Below are 18,025 nucleotides of genomic sequence, written 5' to 3'. Positions count from 1 at the left end.
TAGTATTCTCATAATAATTAATCTTTAATATGAATTTAACAAAAACAGATTCTAAAAATAGAAACCCCTTAATAAGTCATAGAATAGGCTCAGCGTGAAGTTATTAATGACCATTCGTATTTCTTTAAACTTTAGCTTCTATTTTACTAATAGCATGTTCTGAAATTGCGGTAATGGATAAGGACGGATTTACGCCGGGATTAGCAGAAATCATAGCGCCATCACAAACCAACATATTTTTATAACCAAAAACATTATTATATGTATCAATCACTCCTTTAGAAGCATTTTCGGCCATCACAGCGCCACCTAATATATGTGCCGTTGTTGGTGTTCCTAATAAAGAATCTGTAAAATTAGCATAGGGAATTCCGTTTACTTTTTTAGCTACCTTTTTTCCTATCTCCATCGCTTCCGGAATAAAAGCACTTGGCTTTGGTCCGGACTCCGTAACGGTTTTCATTTTGGTAAACCTTCCTAGTTTAATTTGCAGTGTACTATCTAAGGTTTGCATAAACAACAGAATGGTAGTTCGCTTTGCATAATTTTTAGAAAAGATGGTTTTAAAAAGTCGAGACGGTTGCTTAAAAAACAATCCTATAATTCCGAGAAATCGAAAAATCGCAAACTTATTATGAATGGTTGGCACCGTTAATACTTTTGAAAATCCAGAACCTTCTCCATAACGAACTGGTTCTAGATGACTATTCTCATCGGTATGTAAAATAGAACCGATAGCAATTCCTTTGGAAAAGTCTTTCGGGTTTTTATCTGTAGAAGTGATTAATAATAAAGACTCATTATTCGTTCTAATATTTTTTCCAACCGCGTCTGATAAATTTGGTAATGTAGATCCCTTCAGTTTTAATAATAAAGGAACCGTCCCCATCACACCTCCTGAAAAAATCACGCCTTTGGTGGTTACACTTGCTTTACTTTTTTTACCTATACTCGATTTATATTCTATTTTATAACCATCAGAACCATCCTCGTTTCCTAAAGGCGACACATTAAAAACTTCTTTTTCGGCTATAATTTTAGCGCCTAATTGCTGTGCTAAATGCAAGTAATTTTTATCTAAGGTATTTTTAGCATTGTATCTACAACCGGTCATACAAGCCCCACAAAACACACAACCCGTTCTATCAGGACCTTTACCATTAAAGTAAGGATCTGCTACTTTCTTTCCTGCTTCTCCAAAATATACGGCAACTTTTGGAGCTTCAAAATGCGCTTCTTTACCAATATCTTTGGCAAGGTCTTTAATTAATACATCCGATTCATATAATTTGGGATTGGTGGCTGCTCCTAACATTTTGTGTGCAGTATCATAAAAAGGTTTTAAGTCTTTTTCCCAATCCTTTAAATTTGCCCAACTTCCTGTATTAAAAAAATCTGTTTTAGGAATTGGTAAGGTATTCGCATACACTAAAGATCCACCGCCAACACCAACACCAGAAAGCACAGTAACATGATTTAAAAAGGTCATTTTAAAAATACCGTGCAGACTAGCCTTAGGTTCCCAAAGCCATTTTTTTAAATTCCAATTCGTTTTCGGGAAGTCGTTACCTGCAAACCATTTTCCTTTTTCAATGACCAAAACCTTATAGCCTTTTTCAGAAAGTCGTAAAGCACTTACCGATCCTCCAAAGCCACTTCCAATAATCACATAATCGTATTCTAAATTCACTATAGATTCGTTTTTTATAAAATTAAAGCTATTATTCCTTATTTCTAGTTATAAAGTTTTATTTCATGATGTCAGTTTGTCACTTTTAAAGTATTGGCATTTTTGTTGTCTATTATCTTTTCAGAATAAATATTTAACAAATCTGTCTGATGTACACCATTGAGGGTTAAAAAACATCTCTATTGCGTTCAAATAGACAAAATAAAATAATAAACTATGTCAAAAGGAAAAATTAATGTTTCGGTAGAAAACATCTTCCCTTTAATCAAGAAATTTTTATACAGTGATCACGAAATATTTTTACGTGAGCTAATCAGTAATGGAACAGATGCCACTTTAAAACTGAAGCATTTAACAAGTATTGGTGAATCTAAGTCGGAATACGGAAACCCTAAAATTGAAGTAAAAATTGATAAAGAAGGAAAAAAACTTCACATTATTGATCAAGGTTTAGGAATGACTGCAGAAGAGGTTGAAAAATACATTAACCAAATTGCTTTTTCTGGTGCTGAAGAATTTTTAGATAACTATAAAGATGCTGCAAAAGATTCTGGAATTATTGGACACTTCGGATTAGGTTTTTACTCTGCCTTTATGGTAGCTGAAAAAGTAGAAATTCTTACAAAATCGCATAAAGAAGGAACCACTACTGCACATTGGACTTGTGATGGTTCTCCTGAATTTACTTTAACAGAATCGGATAAACAAGATAGAGGAACAGAAATTATTCTTCATATTGCAGAAGACTCTACAGAGTTTTTAGAAGAAGCTAGAATTAGCACGTTACTTTATAAGTATAACAAGTTTATGCCTATTCCAATTAAATTTGGAACGAAGGAAATTAATGATCCAGAGCACACTCCAGCAACTACAAAAGATGCGGAAGGTAAAGAAACTACAGAACCTCAGAAAAAAATCACGGTAGATAACATTATCAATAATCCGAATCCAGCTTGGACAAAACAACCAGCAGATTTAGATGATGAAGCATACACCGAATTTTATCGCGAATTATACCCTTCACAATTTGAAGATCCATTATTCCATATCCACTTAAACGTAGACTATCCTTTTAATCTTACAGGAATCTTATATTTCCCAAAGATGACGAACGATTTAAACGTTCAAAAAGATAAAATTCAACTATACCAAAACCAGGTTTATGTAACCGATAATGTAGAAGGTATTGTACCAGAATTTTTAACCATGTTACGTGGTGTAATTGATTCACCAGACATTCCGTTAAACGTATCACGTTCTTACTTACAAGCAGATGGTGCTGTAAAAAAGATTTCGTCTTACATTACTAGAAAAGTTGCCGATAAATTAAAATCGTTGTTTAACAGCAACCGTGAAGATTTTGAAGCAAAGTGGGATGATATTAAAATTGTAATTGAATACGGGATGCTTTCCGAAGATAAATTCTTTGAAAAAGCAGATGCATTTGCATTATACCCAACAGTAGATGGAAAATTCTTTACGTATGAAGAGTTATTCAACAAAACAAAAGCAAACCAAACCGATAAAGATGGTAAATTAATCCTTCTTTATGCTTCTAACAAAGACGAACAACACAGTTATATTGAAGCTGCAAAAGGGAAAGGTTACGAAGTATTAATGCTAGACTCACCTATCGTTTCGCATTTAATTCAGAAATTAGAAAGCGCTAAAGAAAACATTTCTTTTGCTCGTGTAGATGGAGATCATATTGATAATTTAATCAAGAAAGAAGACACTACTATTTCTAAGTTAAGTGAAGACGAAAAGAAAACGTTAGACGAATTGTTGAAAGAAACGATTCCTTCTGAAAAATTCATGGTACAATTAGAAGCGATGGATAGCGATGCTACACCATTTATGATTACACAACCAGAATTTATGCGTAGAATGAAAGAGATGCAACAAACTGGTGGTGGCGGCATGCAAATGTTTGGTAGTATGCCAGAAATGCACAACCTTATTGTCAATGTAAATTCGGACTTGGTGAATGAAATTTTAAACACCAAAACGAAAAAGAAACAAGAACGTTTAATTACGCAAAGTTTAGATTTAGCCAGACTTTCTCAAGGTTTATTAAAAGGAGAAGAGTTAACTAATTTTATAAAACGTAGTTACGAATTATTAAAATAAGCAAAGTGCTATTCCCTTGAAATAGGGAATCTCTTTGGCATTCCTAAGAAGGCAGGAATCTTTCAATAATTTTATAAACAAAAAACCACCTTTCGAGGTGGTTTTTCATTAAATAATGAAGCAGTATATATAATGAAAAAGCATCTAAAACATCTTATTTCCTTCTTGCTAATTTTTGGCTTAACGGTTAATGAAGGTCCTTTATATGCTTCTATACATTCAGATAAACAGTTTCAAGTTTCCTTTATAAACTTCAGAAAAGAAAGTAGCCTTAAACATGCAAATCTTTATGTTTATGGTCGAAAAACACTTTCTAAAAAAGCATCTATTGCACGAATTGCATTTCGCAAGCTACGTGATGTGAATTCTACACAAACCTCAATTCTTTTAAAATTACGCATAGCGCTTTATCAAAAGATAGATTCTAAAATAGCGCAAAGTAATTTTTTACATCAAAGAACTAATTCTAGCAATACCTATTCCCGTTTATACATTATAGCCTAGAACAGTTTTACTGTCTACGCTAGTATCGTGATAAAAAAAATATAACCCTTTATCATTACTAGAATGTATAAACAAAAAAATAAAACCGTCTTGGAGAAATCCAAGCATTGTGCGTATTGGATAAAAAGAAAACTTTTTTTAGTCCTTGCTGCACTAATGATTGGTATGTCTAATGGCATATATAACGAAGAAAAAAACGTTACTAATAATCATGTTCAAACAGAACAACAAGATAAAAAAGATTAAATAAGCGAAGTGTAATTCCCTTAAAAAAGGGAATCTCTTTGTTATTGCGAGGAAGAACGACGTGAAAATCTTATACATGGAAACTATAATTTCTTCGCTTTCGCGGAAACAAAAAACCACCTTTCGAGGTGGTTTTTTTATTACTTGACTTTATCAAAAAACAAGCTAACTTCGTTTATCACCTATATTATAAATAAAAGCGTTTAAATAATCACACCTTTATAAGGAGTGTGTGTTTAATTGGCATCTAACCAAAAATCCACAGTTACCTTTTCTGTTCCTGCATCTGATCGTTGTCCATCTTGGCCTCTCATTCCGCCACGACCTCCTCCATTTCCGCCACGGCCACCGCCATTTCCACGACCTCCACCACCACTTCGCATTCCTTGGTCTTGACCTTGACCTCTGTCTTTACTAATAGATCCTTCTTTTTTATTAGTAACAACGCCTATGGATAATTTAGAAAAATTAGTGTTTTCTTGTGTAGCTATTCTATATTTTGGAATTTTAACTGAAAATTCAAATAGTTGATTCGAACTTGTATACTTCGTTTTAATCGCAATATCTAAACTATTTAAGTCCTTATTAAACTTTTGACTTACCTTAAAAGAACTATACGCTGCTTCTGCTGGTAATTTTTCAATATACTATTTAAGTCTATAACATTTGGATCCATATTTCGTGAACCTTGCACAAATTGTTTTGGTTCGTTACCAGTTGGATACTTTACGTAGACATTCTTTTTTTTCTTTCCCTTAATGTCATAATAAATGGTAAGACCATTTCTAATTATTGACATTGCAGTCTTTTTATCCGTCGTACTTATATTAAGGTGCACATAATTGTCGTCTTGTGAAACTTTATACAAAACGTTTTCATTGCTTATTTGCGTAGTATCTGCTGGAAAACTTTTTTTATTGGATGCAAAAGAATTAAAACTTGAAAGTGTTAAGAGTGCGATTATTAAATATTTCATTTTTTGTTAATATTAGATTTCAGAGTTGTTTATTTAATTTTTAGTATCGTATTAAAGACTATAAAAAGGTGGAAAGGTTTAATTATTTAAAAAAAAAGGCTAATTCTCTAATAATATAAATGAAGAACAACTAACAACATAACTTCAATCGTTCACACCATAAAGCTCTAAAAAACAAAACCTAATGCAAAAAAAAAGACGAAAACTATTTAGTTTTCGTCTTCAGGCTGGATTAATTTGGATTGGTATTTTTCTAAAAATTCCTTCTGTCTTGCAGTCATTTGCTGTCTTATTTTATCGATATCCATAAAGTCTGCACCAAAAGGACTTTCGAAAAAATCGTCATTAAAGAAACGTTTGCTAAAAAGGGAATCTGGAGAAAAAACAGCTTCAAACCCTTGATTTTCAAACTCCGAAAAGTCTGTGAAAAATTTCGATTTAAAAGATTGCGTCAGGCTATCTCGTTCTAACAATGAAAGTTTATCGTAGGTATTACTAGAAGACCAAGAATAAATACTGTCATATCTAATTAAATTGCCGTTTTCATCAAACTCTCTATCTACTTTCCAAGAACCTTTTGGTTGTTCTACCAGCTTCTCTTCCTTTGTATTTGTTTCTGTATGTTGTCCACTGCAACCAACACTTAACAATCCAACCATACATAATAAAACATATTTTTTCATCACTTTAGATTTTAAGTTATACTTAATTTAGGGGTTGGAATAAATGTTTGGAATAAACCACCAGTTTCTATCACTTTAATCAATTTATTTTGGTGATACACTTTACTTTTTCGTTCCCCATTTTTATACCAAACACATTCCAAATAACGATCGGTATTAACCATACCAAAAAGCCTATCTTTTCTCGGAACATACTGGATCACTTGCATTTTTGGAGCGGTAAGTTTGCCTTTAACTTTTACCCAATCTCCAGGTTTAAATTTTCTTGGCATAACCATATTATTTTTTAATTCATTAAAATTTACGGATAAGAATGAGGCTGAAAAATCAGCCTCATATTCTTAACATTGCACGCTAAAATGGAAGGATAGATTAGCTAACTTTAATACTTCTTGCAGGCTTTTGTTTTGCCTCTTCTTTTTTTGGAAGAAGAATACTTAAAATGCCGTCTTTATAGTTCGCATCAATTTTTTCATCATTTACACTTTCGGGAAGCGTAAAAGTTCTTTTGAACGAAGAATAGCCAAACTCTCTTCGTGTGAAGTTTTCTTCTTTCACCTCTTTTTCATCCTTTGTCTCTGTAGAAATAGATAAAACTTGATTGTCTAGGTCCAGATGGAAATCTGATTTTTTAAGACCTGGAACTGCCATTTCTACCATAAAGGCATCGGCAGTTTCTTTGATATTTACTTTTGGTAAAGTAATTCCTGTATTAAAATTAGAAGTAAATACCGACGGAAGATCTCTATTAAAGATATCCTCTATCCAATTGGACAATGTTGGGAAGTTTGCATTTGAACTTGTGTTTGCTAAACTTCCGTTTTTAGGAACATTAACTAAATTGCTCATAATTAAAAAATTTAAATTAAACATTATTTCAAATTTGAAATACTCACGATTTCGATAGTATAATTACAAATAAAATACCAAAATGAATCCTTCGTATTTAGAAACAAAAAAACGTATTGAAATGCGGAGTATTTCTGTCAAATTTTCAGAATTATTGTCATTTTTTCATTTAAATAAATGTCAGATTGACAAGAAAAGGTTAGTAATAACGTAACACTAAATCCCTCACTAACAACTACAAGTCACTTCGTTAAAAACAAAAAAACCTCTAACGAATCTTTTACAAACACATGCAACGAAACTTTAAAACACACCTATAAAACAAAAACTATTCGCTTATATTTGCGGCAAGCATAAACTATGAGTACAACATTACTTTCTTCGCCATTACAAGGCTTTACAGATTTTAGGTTTCGTAATGCGTTTCATCATTATTTTGGAGGTATTGATACTTTTTACGCGCCTTATATTAGATTAAACGGCAAGTTAAAAATCAAGCAATCGTATCAATTAGATTTACAACCGGAAAATAATAGCACTTTAGAGGTGATTCCGCAAGTCATGACTAATGATGCCGATGAGTTTTTGTTTGTTGTAAAATATGTGCAAAGTTTAGGTTACAAAGAGCTGAATTGGAATTTGGGTTGTCCGTACCCAATGGTTACCAAATCGGGAATGGGTTCTGGCTTAATTTGCAATCCGACAAAGATTGATGAGATTTTAAAAAGAGCACACAACGAAACCGATATTACCGTTTCCATGAAAATGAGAATGGGTTATGATCATGCCGAAGAAATTTTAGACACCTTCCCTATTTTAGATAAATATCCGCTTAAAAATATTGCCATTCATGCCCGAATTGGCAAGCAGTTGTATAAAGGCCCTGTAGATTTAGATGCTTTTGAACGTTGCATACCAAGTACCAAACACAAATTGTACTATAATGGAGATATCACTAGTGTAGACGCTTTTAAGAAAATGGAAGCTCGTTTTCCTAGTATTGATCATTTTATGATTGGTCGTGGTTTAATTGCAGATCCTTTTTTACCAAGTATGATTAAAAATAATACTACCGAATACCCTAAAAATAGATGGGAAATTTTTTCCGAATTTCACGATACCATTTACCAACAATATGACGAATATCTTTCTGGTCCTACGCCAATAAAAATGAAGATGCTTGGTTTTTGGGAATTCTTTTCGCAGTCGTTTACCAATCCGCAAAAAACATACAAAGCCATTAAAAAAGCTGGTAATCCTGTAAAATATAGACAAGCAGTAAAAGAGGTTTTAAATAAAGAAAAGTAAAACCACTTCTATTAAAAAGTGATTTTACTTTTACATTACTTTCCTACTTACTTATCTATTTACCTCTCTATTTGTGCTAAATAGATTCTGTATTCGATTCTAAAACACTAATATCTGCTTTTGCATCTACTTTATAAACCACCGCTTTAATAGCTTCTAGTTGTTTGGTGTTTTTAGTAATTAAAATCAGTTTTCCTTGAGAGTCATGATGAATCAATTTAAAGATGGTTTTGGTATAATCTTTATGTTTTAAAAAAGCTTCCTGAATGCGTAAGTTCTTTTTTGAAAACACAAAAACCGTCATATGTGTTGTAGATTGTTTTATATAATAAGCAATCGTTTTACTAATTGCTATAATCGCTGCAATACTATATGCTGCCATGGTAAAATCTTCAAAAACTAGAATTCCGAAGAAAATAACAACACCATCTACCATTAAAATAAGTTTGCTATACGGAAGCTTTATTTTGGTAGCCAAAATTCTAACCAAGATATCATTTCCTCCCGTTGTTGCTCCAGCTTTCATTACCATAAAAACAGAGAATCCAACGATAACACCTCCAAATACAGAAGACAATAAAACATCTTCTACAAAGATTTTATTTGCTGAAAACTGTGAAAAAACATCAATATAAAAAGAAACTAAAACCATCGAAAAAGCAGTTTTAATTCCCGTTTTTCTTCCAAGTACTTTTGTTCCCCAAAGCAACAAAGGAATATTAATAAGTAAAGCTATCAAACCAATAGACATTCCTGTAAGCTGATTAATAACAATACTCAAACCTAAAATCCCACCTGGCACAATATTGTGAGGTATAATAAATATTACATAGGCTACAGACATTACAAAAGAACCAAGCATAACATGTGTATAGCTTTTAAGTTCGGTAAGTAGTTGCTCGTTTTTTAATAATAATGCGATTCTTTTTTTCATAATACTGGGTATAAAAAAATCCCTTTGATTTATAATGAATCAAAGGGATTAAAAATTTAAGTTCTAACTAATTTTAAAAGCTCTGACATTGGACAATAAACACCTTATTACACATATAAATACGTGTATTCTTATTGGCATTAATCGAAATCAGTTTTAAAAAATTCATTTTACTATAGGTATAAAAAAAAGCGTTCTATAAAAATAGAACGCTTTTAAATATTTATTAATATATACGTTCTAGCCTTCGAGATTAAACCTCGCGTGCTTCTTACAAATAATATTTAAGTTATTGTTTTTCATAATTATAATGCAAAGGTAAAATTATTTTAAACATACAAACCATTCTTTTACTTAAAATCAATTTCTGCTAAAATGTAATTACTAATCGTGGATTTTACGTTTCAGATTTTGTACTTTACATCATACAAAAACAACGTAAATATATCCTATGCACGCAATGGAATTCCATTAAACATAGTTACCTTTTCGTTTAAAAAAAATACTATGCACGCATTGTATTTTTCAGAATTAACAATTACCTTATAGCCTTTACCAAATTACCATGAACAAAAAGTTAATTTCTAAGAAAAAGCCAGCGTTTCCAATAACAGAAGCGTTATCGAAATATCTTACCAAGCAAGGTAGGAACATAAAAATCCCTATTTATTATGATGATTTATTAAGGTTTCAAGGTGCTATAGAAGTTTTTGATGCGGAAGGAAATGACACCTTATGGATTAGCTGTTACTATTCCGAACATGAACGGGAAGAAATACACCGTAGCTTAAAGCAAATGTATTCCATCTTACATTCTGATGGAAGCGACACGATTATACCGTATTTAAATATTGATAGTATCGATTTTTGCACCTTTGGAAACAGTAAGCCTTTTCGTATAAAAGTTAGAAACATATTAAACGATAACTATCTTTTTCTTTATATCAAAAAGGCTGATGCATCGCGTATTTACGGATTAGAATTGGAAGATATCTTATCGCCAAATCATATCAATTTTTTAGTCCATAAAGACACTTTAATAGAAGAGCATATTTCTGGAATTCCTGGCGACATCTATATAAAAGAGCATTTAGATACCATTTCAGAACAGGATAAAAGAGAGTTAGCAAAAGAGTTTGTTAAGTTTAACGAACGTTGTTTTGTTAGGCTATTAGGCGATATGCGTTCGTACAACTATGTTATTGTAATTAGTTATGATTTTGATAGAAAACAATACCGTATTCGTGCTGTCGATTTTGACCAACAGAGTTATGAAGGTAATGTTAAAGTGTATAAACCGCAGTTTTTAAAAGAAAACAATCCGTTTGTAAAAATGAGTTTAGAGCTTTTAGCGAAAGAGTCGATAGAGCAATATAAAAACGAAGAGCGTTCTCTTTTAGCAAAACGTGCAAAGAGCGAACAAAAACGTTTAAAGCTTTTAATACAATGCATGAAAAAAGACAATATTTCTAATCCTGAAAAAGTTCAGGAATTAAAAACAGGATTATTTACTTTAACAGGAGATGTGCGATTTAAACGCGCAAAAAACATGGGAGAATTACTAAAAGCAGCTTTAGATTTTGTGATTAGAAATTACCAACAGGAAACCCGTATATTTTAAAATAACACAACTATAATTACCACGATATAATGAAAATTAAAAAAGTTCTTGTTGCCAATAGAGGCGAAATTGCGATTCGAGTACTTCGTGCTTGTACCGAGTTAAATATTGCTACAGTTGCTGTTTACACCTATGAAGATAGATACTCGCAACATAGAAATAAAGCCGATGAATCGTATCAAATAGGCGAAGACAATCAGCCTTTAAAACCATATTTAGATATTGAAGCGATTATAGATTTAGCAAAAGCGAAGCATGTAGACGCTATTCATCCTGGTTATGGTTTTTTATCTGAAAACTCCGAATTTGCAAGAAGGTGTGCCGAAAACGGTATTATTTTTATTGGTCCAGATCCAGAAGTTATGGATGCTTTAGGGGATAAAATTACAGCAAAAAAAATAGCCGTAAAATGTAACGTTCCTATTATTGAAAGTAATACTAAAAAACTAAGCTCGCTAAAAATTGCAATTTCCGAAGCCAAGACTATTGGTTATCCTTTAATGCTAAAAGCTGCTTCTGGTGGTGGAGGTCGTGGTATGCGAATTATTAGAACTACCGAAGATTTAGAACTTCATTTTGTATCTGCAAGTAACGAAGCATTAAATGCCTTTGGTGATGGTACTATGTTTTTAGAAAAATATGTAGAAAACCCGAAGCATATAGAAGTACAAATTGTAGCAGATAGACATGGTAATATTCGTCATCTATATGAAAGAGATTGCTCGGTTCAAAGACGTCATCAAAAGGTAGTAGAAATTGCACCTTCTTTTAATGTTTCCGAGAAGGTAAAACAAGATTTATACAAATATGCCATTGCTATTACTTCCGAAGTAAACTATAACAATATTGGTACGGTAGAATTTTTGGTAGATCAAGAAGATAACATTTTCTTTATTGAAGTAAATCCAAGAATTCAAGTGGAACATACCGTAACCGAAATGGTGACTGGTTTTGACCTTGTTAAAACACAAATATTTATTGCTGGTGGTTATAAATTATCGGACGAGCAAATAAAAATGTACGATCAAGATAGCATTGCTACCTATGGTTTTGCGCTACAATGTAGATTAACTACAGAAGATCCTGAAAACAATTTTACGCCAGATTACGGTAATGTAACGACGTATAGAAGTGCATCCGGAATGGGAATTCGTTTAGATGCTGGTAGTATTTACCAAGGCTATCAGGTAAGTCCGTTTTTCGATTCCATGCTTGTAAAAGTTTCTGCACATGGTAGAAGTTTAGATGGCGCAACCCGTAAAATGGTACGTGCGTTAAAAGAGTTTAGAATTCGTGGTGTGAAAACTAATATTCATTTTTTACAAAATGTGATTCAGCATGAAGATTTTTTAAACGGAAAAGTCACCGTAAACTTTATTCAAAATACGCCGAGTTTATTTAAAATAAAACTACCACAAGACAGAACCTCTAAAGTGGTGAAATTTTTAGCCGAAGTTAGCGTCAACGGAAACTCGGATGTAAAATTCAAAGACGACAGTAAAATATTCCGAAATGCAAAAGCACCAAAATTTAGTACCTCTGCTCCTTTTCCTAAAGGAACGAAAGATTTACTAACCGAACTTGGTCCCGAAGCCTTTTGCCAATGGTTAAAAGAAGATAAGAAAATACATTATACAGATACCACGATGCGAGATGCGCATCAATCGCTACTAGCAACCAGAATGCGAAGTTTTGACATGCTTAAAGTTGCCGAAAGTTTTGCAAAAAACCATCCGAACACCTTTAGTATGGAAGTTTGGGGAGGCGCAACTTTTGACGTTTGCCTGCGCTTTTTACATGAAAGTCCGTGGACACGCTTACGCGAATTACGAAAGCGGTTCCAAATATATTATTCCAAATGCTATTGCGCGGTTCTAATGCGGTTGGCTACAAAGCGTATCCGGATAACCTAATCGAGAAGTTTGTCGAGAAATCTTGGGAAAATGGGGTCGATATTTTTAGAATTTTCGATTCCCTAAACTGGGTAAAAGCCATGGAACCTAGTATTAACTATGTGCGTAATAAAACGGGCGGAATTGCAGAAGCAGCAATTAGTTATACAGGTGATATTTTAGATCCTAATCAAACCAAATACAATCTTAAATATTATACACAATTAGCAAAAGATTTAGAAAATGCTGGTGCGCATATGATTGCGATTAAAGATATGGCAGGTTTATTAAAACCCTATGCAGCAACCGAGTTGGTTGGTGCTTTAAAAGATACGGTAAACATTCCTATTCATTTACATACGCATGATACTTCTTCTTTACAAACAGCAACCTATTTAAAAGCTATTGAAGCAGGAGTAGATGTTGTAGATGTAGCACTTGGTGGTTTGTCTGGTTTAACCTCACAACCTAATTTTAATGCGGTTGTAGAAATGATGAAATTCCAAGATCGTGCACATGATTTTGATATGTCGACATTGAATCAGTTTTCTAATTTCTGGGAAGACACTCGCGAAATGTACACCCTTTTGAATCTGGATTAAAAGCTGGAACTGCAGAAGTATTTAAACATGAAATCCCTGGAGGGCAATACTCTAATTTACGTCCGCAAGCAACCGCTTTAGGTTTAGGCGATCGTTTTGATGAAGTAAAAAAAATGTATGGCGAAGTAAATGCCATGTTTGGTAATTTAATAAAAGTAACACCAAGTTCTAAAGTAGTTGGTGATATGGCTATTTTTATGGTAACCAATAATTTTACTCCGGAAGACATCATGACGCGAGGTGAAGAAATTTCTTTTCCAGAATCGGTAATTAATTTCTTTAAAGGAGATCTTGGTCAGCCGGTTGGAGGCTTTCCTAAAAAGCTTCAAAAAATTATACTTAAAAATAAAACACCCTATACCGATAGGCCAAATGCGCATTTAAAACCAATAGATTTTACGGTAGAATATGCAGCCTTTAAAAAGAAGTTTCAAAAAGGATTTACAAGAGCAATAGAAGAAGAAGATTTCTTATCCTACACCTTGTATCCTAAAGTATTTGAACAAGCGCATGAAAACTATAAAACCTACGGAAACATCGCGTTGGTACCTACAAAGAATTTCTTTTATGGTATGCAGCTTGGTGAAGAAATATTAATCGAATTAGAGCCAGGAAAAACCGTAATCATCAAACTACTTTCTATAAGTATTCCTAACAAAGAAGGTATGCGAACGGTTTTCTTTAAAGTAAATGGAGAGAACAGATTTGTGGATGTTTTAGACACGTCCTTGAATATTAAAGTGGAACAAAATGCAAAAATAGATCCTGCAAACACCAATCAAATTGGTGCTCCTTTACAAGGATCGTTATATAAAATACTGGTTAAGAAAGGACAAGAAGTAAAAGAAAACGATGCGCTTTTTGTTATTGAAGCCATGAAAATGGAAACAACAGTAAATGCTTTTAAGGCTGGAAAAATTAAATCTATTTCTTTAAAAGAAGGAAGTATGGTAAAACAAGATGATTTAGTGATAACCATAGAGTAAATACTTTCTATTAAAAACCACTTCTGCAAAGAGGTGGTTTTTTATTTTATTAACCTGCACTAAAACATAACAAAACAGCCCTAAAACGCTTTCAAATAATTAACAATACACTTAAAAAACTTTAAGAACCAAAACACCACAACTTATTTTTTTTTCACTAGATTTGCAAACTGAACGCTAGTTACCCAATGACTATCAACAACCTACAACAAATCACAGAAGTTAATACACTTCTAAATAACGCCTATTCTGGGCGTACCTCCAACCTACCCGAAAGTATTGTCTTAGCAAAAAAGGCTCTTTATCTTAGTAAAAAAATAGATAATGAAACCTTAATAGGAAAAAGTTTAAATCAGCTCTCTCTCTATTATATGATTACTTGTGACTACAAAAAGTCTAATCAATATTCTGAAGAAGCCATTATTTGTTTTGAAGCTTTACAAGACGAACGTGGTATCGCAGACGCTAAATACAATATAGGGAGTGTTAATTACAAAACAGACAACTATCACGAAGGCTTAATCTATTTAAAAGAAGCCCTTCGTATCTATAAGAAATTTGATGATTTTGAAAGCCAATCTAAAGTAGAAAAAGCTATAGGAACGGTTTATGAGTATATTGGGGATCCTGTAAATGCTTTTTCTGCGTACAAATGTGCAGTAAGAAATGCCCGAAAAATTGGAAATCTAAATTTAGAATCCAATGTATTTAACAACCTCTCTGGATTATTACTAAAAAGACAGAAACCGAGTGTTGCTATGAAAATGATAGAGCATTCTATTGTATTAAAAAAGCAAACAGGAGACACCAGAGGACTTGCCTTTGCTGTTTATGGCCGTGGTAAAATACACCTTAAACTAGGGGATTTCAAAAATGCAGAAATAGATTTTTCAAACGCTATAGACTATCATAATAAAGTCGCTGAAATTATGGGAGCCTGCATGGCTTACAATAAATTAGGCAAATTATATTATAAATGTAATCAATTAAAAAAAGCAAAAAAAGCAGTAAAAAAAGGACTTCAATTATCTGAAGCTTACAACATTTTAATGGCCAGAATTAAAGGTTATCATTTGTTATATCGTGTTTTCAAACATGAAAATAACATCACTAAATCTTTTAAATACTTAGAATTATACCTCAAAGAAAAAGAGGCTATAATGAACACACAAACACAACAAGTTATGGATAACTATAACTTAATCAATAAAATGAATGTGTTAGAAAGTGAAGCTTTACTCCAAAAAGAACGTCAAAGAGTTATTGAAAAAAAGAGTCAAGACGAACTAGAAGCTGTAAAATTAAAACAAGATTTTTTATCGGTAATGAGCCATGAGATTAGAACACCTTTAAATGCTATAACCACTATAATATCTATTCTAGATGACCAAGTACGAGATGAAAACAAATCGCTTATTAAAAGTTTGCAATTCGCATCCGACAACCTCATCAATATCGTTAATAACGTACTAGATTTCACAAAGTTAGATTCTAAAAAAACAACTTTAGAAATAGATCGTACCAATCTCGATGAACTATCTAATAAAATTCTAGAATTACACCTTAACGTCGCAAAAACGAAAGGCTTAGGTTTAGTTTTAAATAATACCGTTCCCAAAGACAGGAATTACCTTTTAGATCAAACCAAATTGTCTCAAATTCTTAGTAATCTTATAGGAAATGCTATAAAATTCACCGAAAAAGGTCAAGTATCGTTTAATTTAAAACTAATAGAAGAAGATCCGAAATTTGATACCATACAAGTGAGTATAAAAGATTCGGGAGAAGGAATTTCTAAACAAGATATTTCAAAAATATTTTTAAGTTTTTCGCAAATAAAACCAGTAATGACAAGGGAACAAGGCGGAACGGGTTTAGGATTAGCTATTGTTAAAAAACTAGTAGAACTTCATGATAGTAACATAGAAGTAAAAAGTAAAATTCAAGAAGGTTCCGACTTTTATTTTACACTTAAACTAGAAAAGTCTTCTAAGGCATTAATTATAGAAAAGCCTATTTATCCGCAGTTAAAAAACAAAACGGTTCTTTTAGCAGAAGACACTTTAATGAATGCTGTTTTAATTAAAAAAATTCTTTCTAAATGGGGAGTTACTACAGAACATGCTGCTAATGGCATAGAAGCGGTTTCTCTTGCAGAAAAGAAAAAGTACGATTTCATTTTAATGGATTTACACATGCCAGAACTAAATGGTATTGATGCTACTAGAAAAATTAGAGTACCAGGAAATTTAAACATAAAGACACCTGTTTTTGCAATAACTGCCGATGTGATGACTAGTGAAAATAATGAGACCTATCAATTATTTAATAAAGTATTGTGGAAACCTCTAAATATTGATAAGCTCTACGCTGCTTTGGCTCAAGAAACAAAATCAAATAATCCAGTTAACAAATGTCTAGACTCTGCCTAATCTTTAATCACCAAAAGTCATAACCAACTAACCAGCAGTCTACTACCGCCTAAAACACCTATCTTTACATAAAATAAAAGATTTACAAATTAAAATATCACCGTTTTCACGGAAAGAAAACATGAAAAAGGGACTAAAAACCGTACTTGTATCTATAGGAATATTACTAATATGCTCTGGGATTTTTTTCTTTTGGGCTTCTGCAGCCACATTACCAGAAAGCCAATACCAAAAACTAGAAGTCAACGATTTTAGTTCTATTACGGATACCGATTCTATTTATAGCATAGTTACCTATAACATTGGTTATTTAAGTGGTATGACCAATAATCTTGCGGTGGAGAAACCCAAATCATTATTTGATGCTAATTTAAAAAAGGTATTACAAGAATTTAAAATAGTAAATCCAGATATTATTGCTTTTCAAGAAATTGATTATGATGCATCCAGATCGTATCACATTAATCAGCATAACGAAATAGCAAGCTTAGGGTATACCTATGAAGCCGAAGCTGTAAACTGGGACGAAACCTATGTTCCTTTTCCGTATTGGCCACCTACTATGCACTTTGGCAAAGTAATTTCTGGACAATCTATACTAAGTAAATACCAAATAAATAGCCAAGAGAGAATGGTTTTAGAACGTGTAAAAACGAGTCCGTTTTACCGCGATGCCTTTTACATAGATCGTTTAGCCCAAGTAGTAAAAGTGCAAATAGAAAACAAAGAAGTGGTTCTTATCAATGTGCATTTAGAAGCTTTTGATAAACAAACACGGAAAAACCAGTTTCATGCAGTTATGGATTTATTTAATACCTACGCAGCTACAAATCCTACTATTCTATTAGGCGATTTTAATAGTGATGCCAATGACGAAAATGCAGTGATTCAAAAAGTATTACAAAATAACAGTATTGGGAATGCATCATTTACAAATAATAATTACGCGTTTACTTTTAACTCCGAAACCCCAGACGTGCGTATCGACTATATTTTTTACACCAAAAACACCATCCATTATGTAGATGGAAAAGTACTTAACCAGTTTGAACAAGCATCGGATCACTTACCTGTAGAAATGCAATTTAAATTAAAATAAAAACACGTAAAAACACCTGCATCTATATTAATAAAAAACGATTTATTTATACCGCAAAAAAACAATCACACCC

Annotated in this window: 14 protein-coding genes and 1 pseudogene; 8 read left to right on the top strand and 7 right to left on the bottom strand. The window is 32.5% G+C overall.

Features of this window, described 5'->3' with window-relative positions; all coding sequences use genetic code 11:
- Positions 1 to 124: 124 nt before the first annotated feature.
- Positions 125 to 1,690, bottom strand: a complete 1,566-nt coding sequence (locus AMD28_RS16345; protein ID WP_055445216.1) for a GMC oxidoreductase — start codon at positions 1,688 to 1,690, stop codon at positions 125 to 127.
- Between the two features lie 216 nt (positions 1,691 to 1,906).
- Here AMD28_RS16345 and htpG point away from each other — a divergent pair, with 216 nt between their 5' ends.
- From htpG to AMD28_RS16330, 3 genes are all read left to right on the top strand, one after another.
- On the top strand, positions 1,907 to 3,820 hold the full coding sequence (htpG, locus tag AMD28_RS16340; protein ID WP_055445215.1) for a molecular chaperone HtpG: 1,914 nt from the start codon (positions 1,907 to 1,909) through the stop codon (positions 3,818 to 3,820).
- Positions 3,821 to 3,952: 132 nt separating this feature from the next.
- Positions 3,953 to 4,324: a hypothetical protein gene (locus AMD28_RS16335; protein WP_055445214.1), complete on the top strand. Its 372-nt coding sequence runs from the start codon at positions 3,953 to 3,955 to the stop codon at positions 4,322 to 4,324.
- Positions 4,325 to 4,414: 90 nt separating this feature from the next.
- A complete protein-coding gene (locus tag AMD28_RS16330; RefSeq protein ID WP_338035248.1) occupies positions 4,415 to 4,570 on the top strand; it encodes a hypothetical protein in 156 nt (51 codons plus the stop codon).
- 236 nt (positions 4,571 to 4,806) lie between these two features.
- Here AMD28_RS16330 and AMD28_RS18775 read toward each other — a convergent pair whose 3' ends face one another.
- The 5 genes from AMD28_RS18775 to AMD28_RS16310 all read right to left on the bottom strand — a co-directional run bounded on the left by AMD28_RS18775 (position 4,807) and on the right by AMD28_RS16310 (position 7,078).
- Positions 4,807 to 4,953, bottom strand: coding sequence for a hypothetical protein (locus AMD28_RS18775; protein ID WP_193787288.1), 147 nt, complete (start codon positions 4,951 to 4,953; stop codon positions 4,807 to 4,809).
- A 215-nt stretch (positions 4,954 to 5,168) separates the two neighbouring features.
- A complete protein-coding gene (locus AMD28_RS16325; RefSeq protein WP_055445212.1) occupies positions 5,169 to 5,546 on the bottom strand; it encodes a hypothetical protein in 378 nt (125 codons plus the stop codon).
- 209 nt (positions 5,547 to 5,755) lie between these two features.
- Entirely contained in the window at positions 5,756 to 6,229 is a 474-nt protein-coding gene (locus tag AMD28_RS16320; RefSeq protein WP_055445211.1) for a hypothetical protein, read from the bottom strand.
- Positions 6,230 to 6,240: 11 nt separating this feature from the next.
- Entirely contained in the window at positions 6,241 to 6,501 is a 261-nt protein-coding gene (locus tag AMD28_RS16315; RefSeq protein WP_055445382.1) for a YodC family protein, read from the bottom strand.
- A 100-nt stretch (positions 6,502 to 6,601) separates the two neighbouring features.
- Positions 6,602 to 7,078 (bottom strand): Hsp20/alpha crystallin family protein, encoded by a 477-nt coding sequence (locus AMD28_RS16310; RefSeq protein ID WP_083478371.1) that lies wholly within the window; start codon positions 7,076 to 7,078, stop codon positions 6,602 to 6,604.
- A gap of 360 nt (positions 7,079 to 7,438) precedes the next feature.
- On the opposite strand from AMD28_RS16310, the gene AMD28_RS16305 reads away from it, so the two are divergent.
- Entirely contained in the window at positions 7,439 to 8,386 is a 948-nt protein-coding gene (locus tag AMD28_RS16305) for a tRNA dihydrouridine synthase (protein WP_055445210.1), read from the top strand.
- Positions 8,387 to 8,462: 76 nt separating this feature from the next.
- Here the strand turns inward: AMD28_RS16305 and AMD28_RS16300 are convergent, their stop codons facing one another.
- Complete coding sequence (locus tag AMD28_RS16300) at positions 8,463 to 9,320, bottom strand: YitT family protein (protein ID WP_055445209.1); 858 nt, start codon at positions 9,318 to 9,320, stop codon at positions 8,463 to 8,465.
- A gap of 565 nt (positions 9,321 to 9,885) precedes the next feature.
- Here AMD28_RS16300 and AMD28_RS16295 point away from each other — a divergent pair.
- From AMD28_RS16295 to AMD28_RS16280, 4 genes and pseudogenes are all read left to right on the top strand, one after another.
- Positions 9,886 to 10,941, top strand: a complete 1,056-nt coding sequence (locus tag AMD28_RS16295; RefSeq protein ID WP_055445208.1) for a hypothetical protein — start codon at positions 9,886 to 9,888, stop codon at positions 10,939 to 10,941.
- A gap of 29 nt (positions 10,942 to 10,970) precedes the next feature.
- Positions 10,971 to 14,421, top strand: a pseudogene (locus tag AMD28_RS16290) (pyruvate carboxylase).
- Positions 14,422 to 14,609: 188 nt separating this feature from the next.
- Positions 14,610 to 16,853 (top strand): ATP-binding response regulator, encoded by a 2,244-nt coding sequence (locus AMD28_RS16285; RefSeq protein ID WP_055445207.1) that lies wholly within the window; start codon positions 14,610 to 14,612, stop codon positions 16,851 to 16,853.
- 121 nt (positions 16,854 to 16,974) lie between these two features.
- Positions 16,975 to 17,952 (top strand): endonuclease/exonuclease/phosphatase family protein, encoded by a 978-nt coding sequence (locus AMD28_RS16280; protein WP_055445206.1) that lies wholly within the window; start codon positions 16,975 to 16,977, stop codon positions 17,950 to 17,952.
- The last annotated feature ends 73 nt before the right edge of the window (positions 17,953 to 18,025 follow it).

It is taken from the genome of Lacinutrix himadriensis (assembly GCF_001418105.1).
Taxonomy (GTDB): domain Bacteria; phylum Bacteroidota; class Bacteroidia; order Flavobacteriales; family Flavobacteriaceae; genus Oceanihabitans; species Oceanihabitans himadriense.
The sequence above is the reverse complement of the archived record's forward strand: the minus strand, read 5'-3'. Positions and strand labels throughout refer to the sequence as shown.

What these genes read in the sequence shown, in the direction of transcription:
- htpG (WP_055445215.1), top strand. Translation starts at nt 1,907, where the DNA reads ATGTCAAAAGGAAAAATTAATGTTTCGGTAGAAAACATCTTCCCTTTA.
- AMD28_RS16335 (WP_055445214.1), top strand. Translation starts at nt 3,953, where the DNA reads ATGAAAAAGCATCTAAAACATCTTATTTCCTTCTTGCTAATTTTTGGC.
- AMD28_RS18775 (WP_193787288.1), bottom strand. Translation starts at nt 4,953, where the DNA reads ATGCGAAGTGGTGGTGGAGGTCGTGGAAATGGCGGTGGCCGTGGCGGA.
- AMD28_RS16325 (WP_055445212.1), bottom strand. Translation starts at nt 5,546, where the DNA reads ATGAAATATTTAATAATCGCACTCTTAACACTTTCAAGTTTTAATTCT.
- AMD28_RS16320 (WP_055445211.1), bottom strand. Translation starts at nt 6,229, where the DNA reads ATGAAAAAATATGTTTTATTATGTATGGTTGGATTGTTAAGTGTTGGT.
- AMD28_RS16315 (WP_055445382.1), bottom strand. Translation starts at nt 6,501, where the DNA reads ATGCCAAGAAAATTTAAACCTGGAGATTGGGTAAAAGTTAAAGGCAAA.
- AMD28_RS16310 (WP_083478371.1), bottom strand. Translation starts at nt 7,078, where the DNA reads ATGAGCAATTTAGTTAATGTTCCTAAAAACGGAAGTTTAGCAAACACA.
- AMD28_RS16305 (WP_055445210.1), top strand. Translation starts at nt 7,439, where the DNA reads ATGAGTACAACATTACTTTCTTCGCCATTACAAGGCTTTACAGATTTT.
- AMD28_RS16300 (WP_055445209.1), bottom strand. Translation starts at nt 9,320, where the DNA reads ATGAAAAAAAGAATCGCATTATTATTAAAAAACGAGCAACTACTTACC.
- AMD28_RS16295 (WP_055445208.1), top strand. Translation starts at nt 9,886, where the DNA reads ATGAACAAAAAGTTAATTTCTAAGAAAAAGCCAGCGTTTCCAATAACA.
- AMD28_RS16285 (WP_055445207.1), top strand. Translation starts at nt 14,610, where the DNA reads ATGACTATCAACAACCTACAACAAATCACAGAAGTTAATACACTTCTA.
- AMD28_RS16280 (WP_055445206.1), top strand. Translation starts at nt 16,975, where the DNA reads ATGAAAAAGGGACTAAAAACCGTACTTGTATCTATAGGAATATTACTA.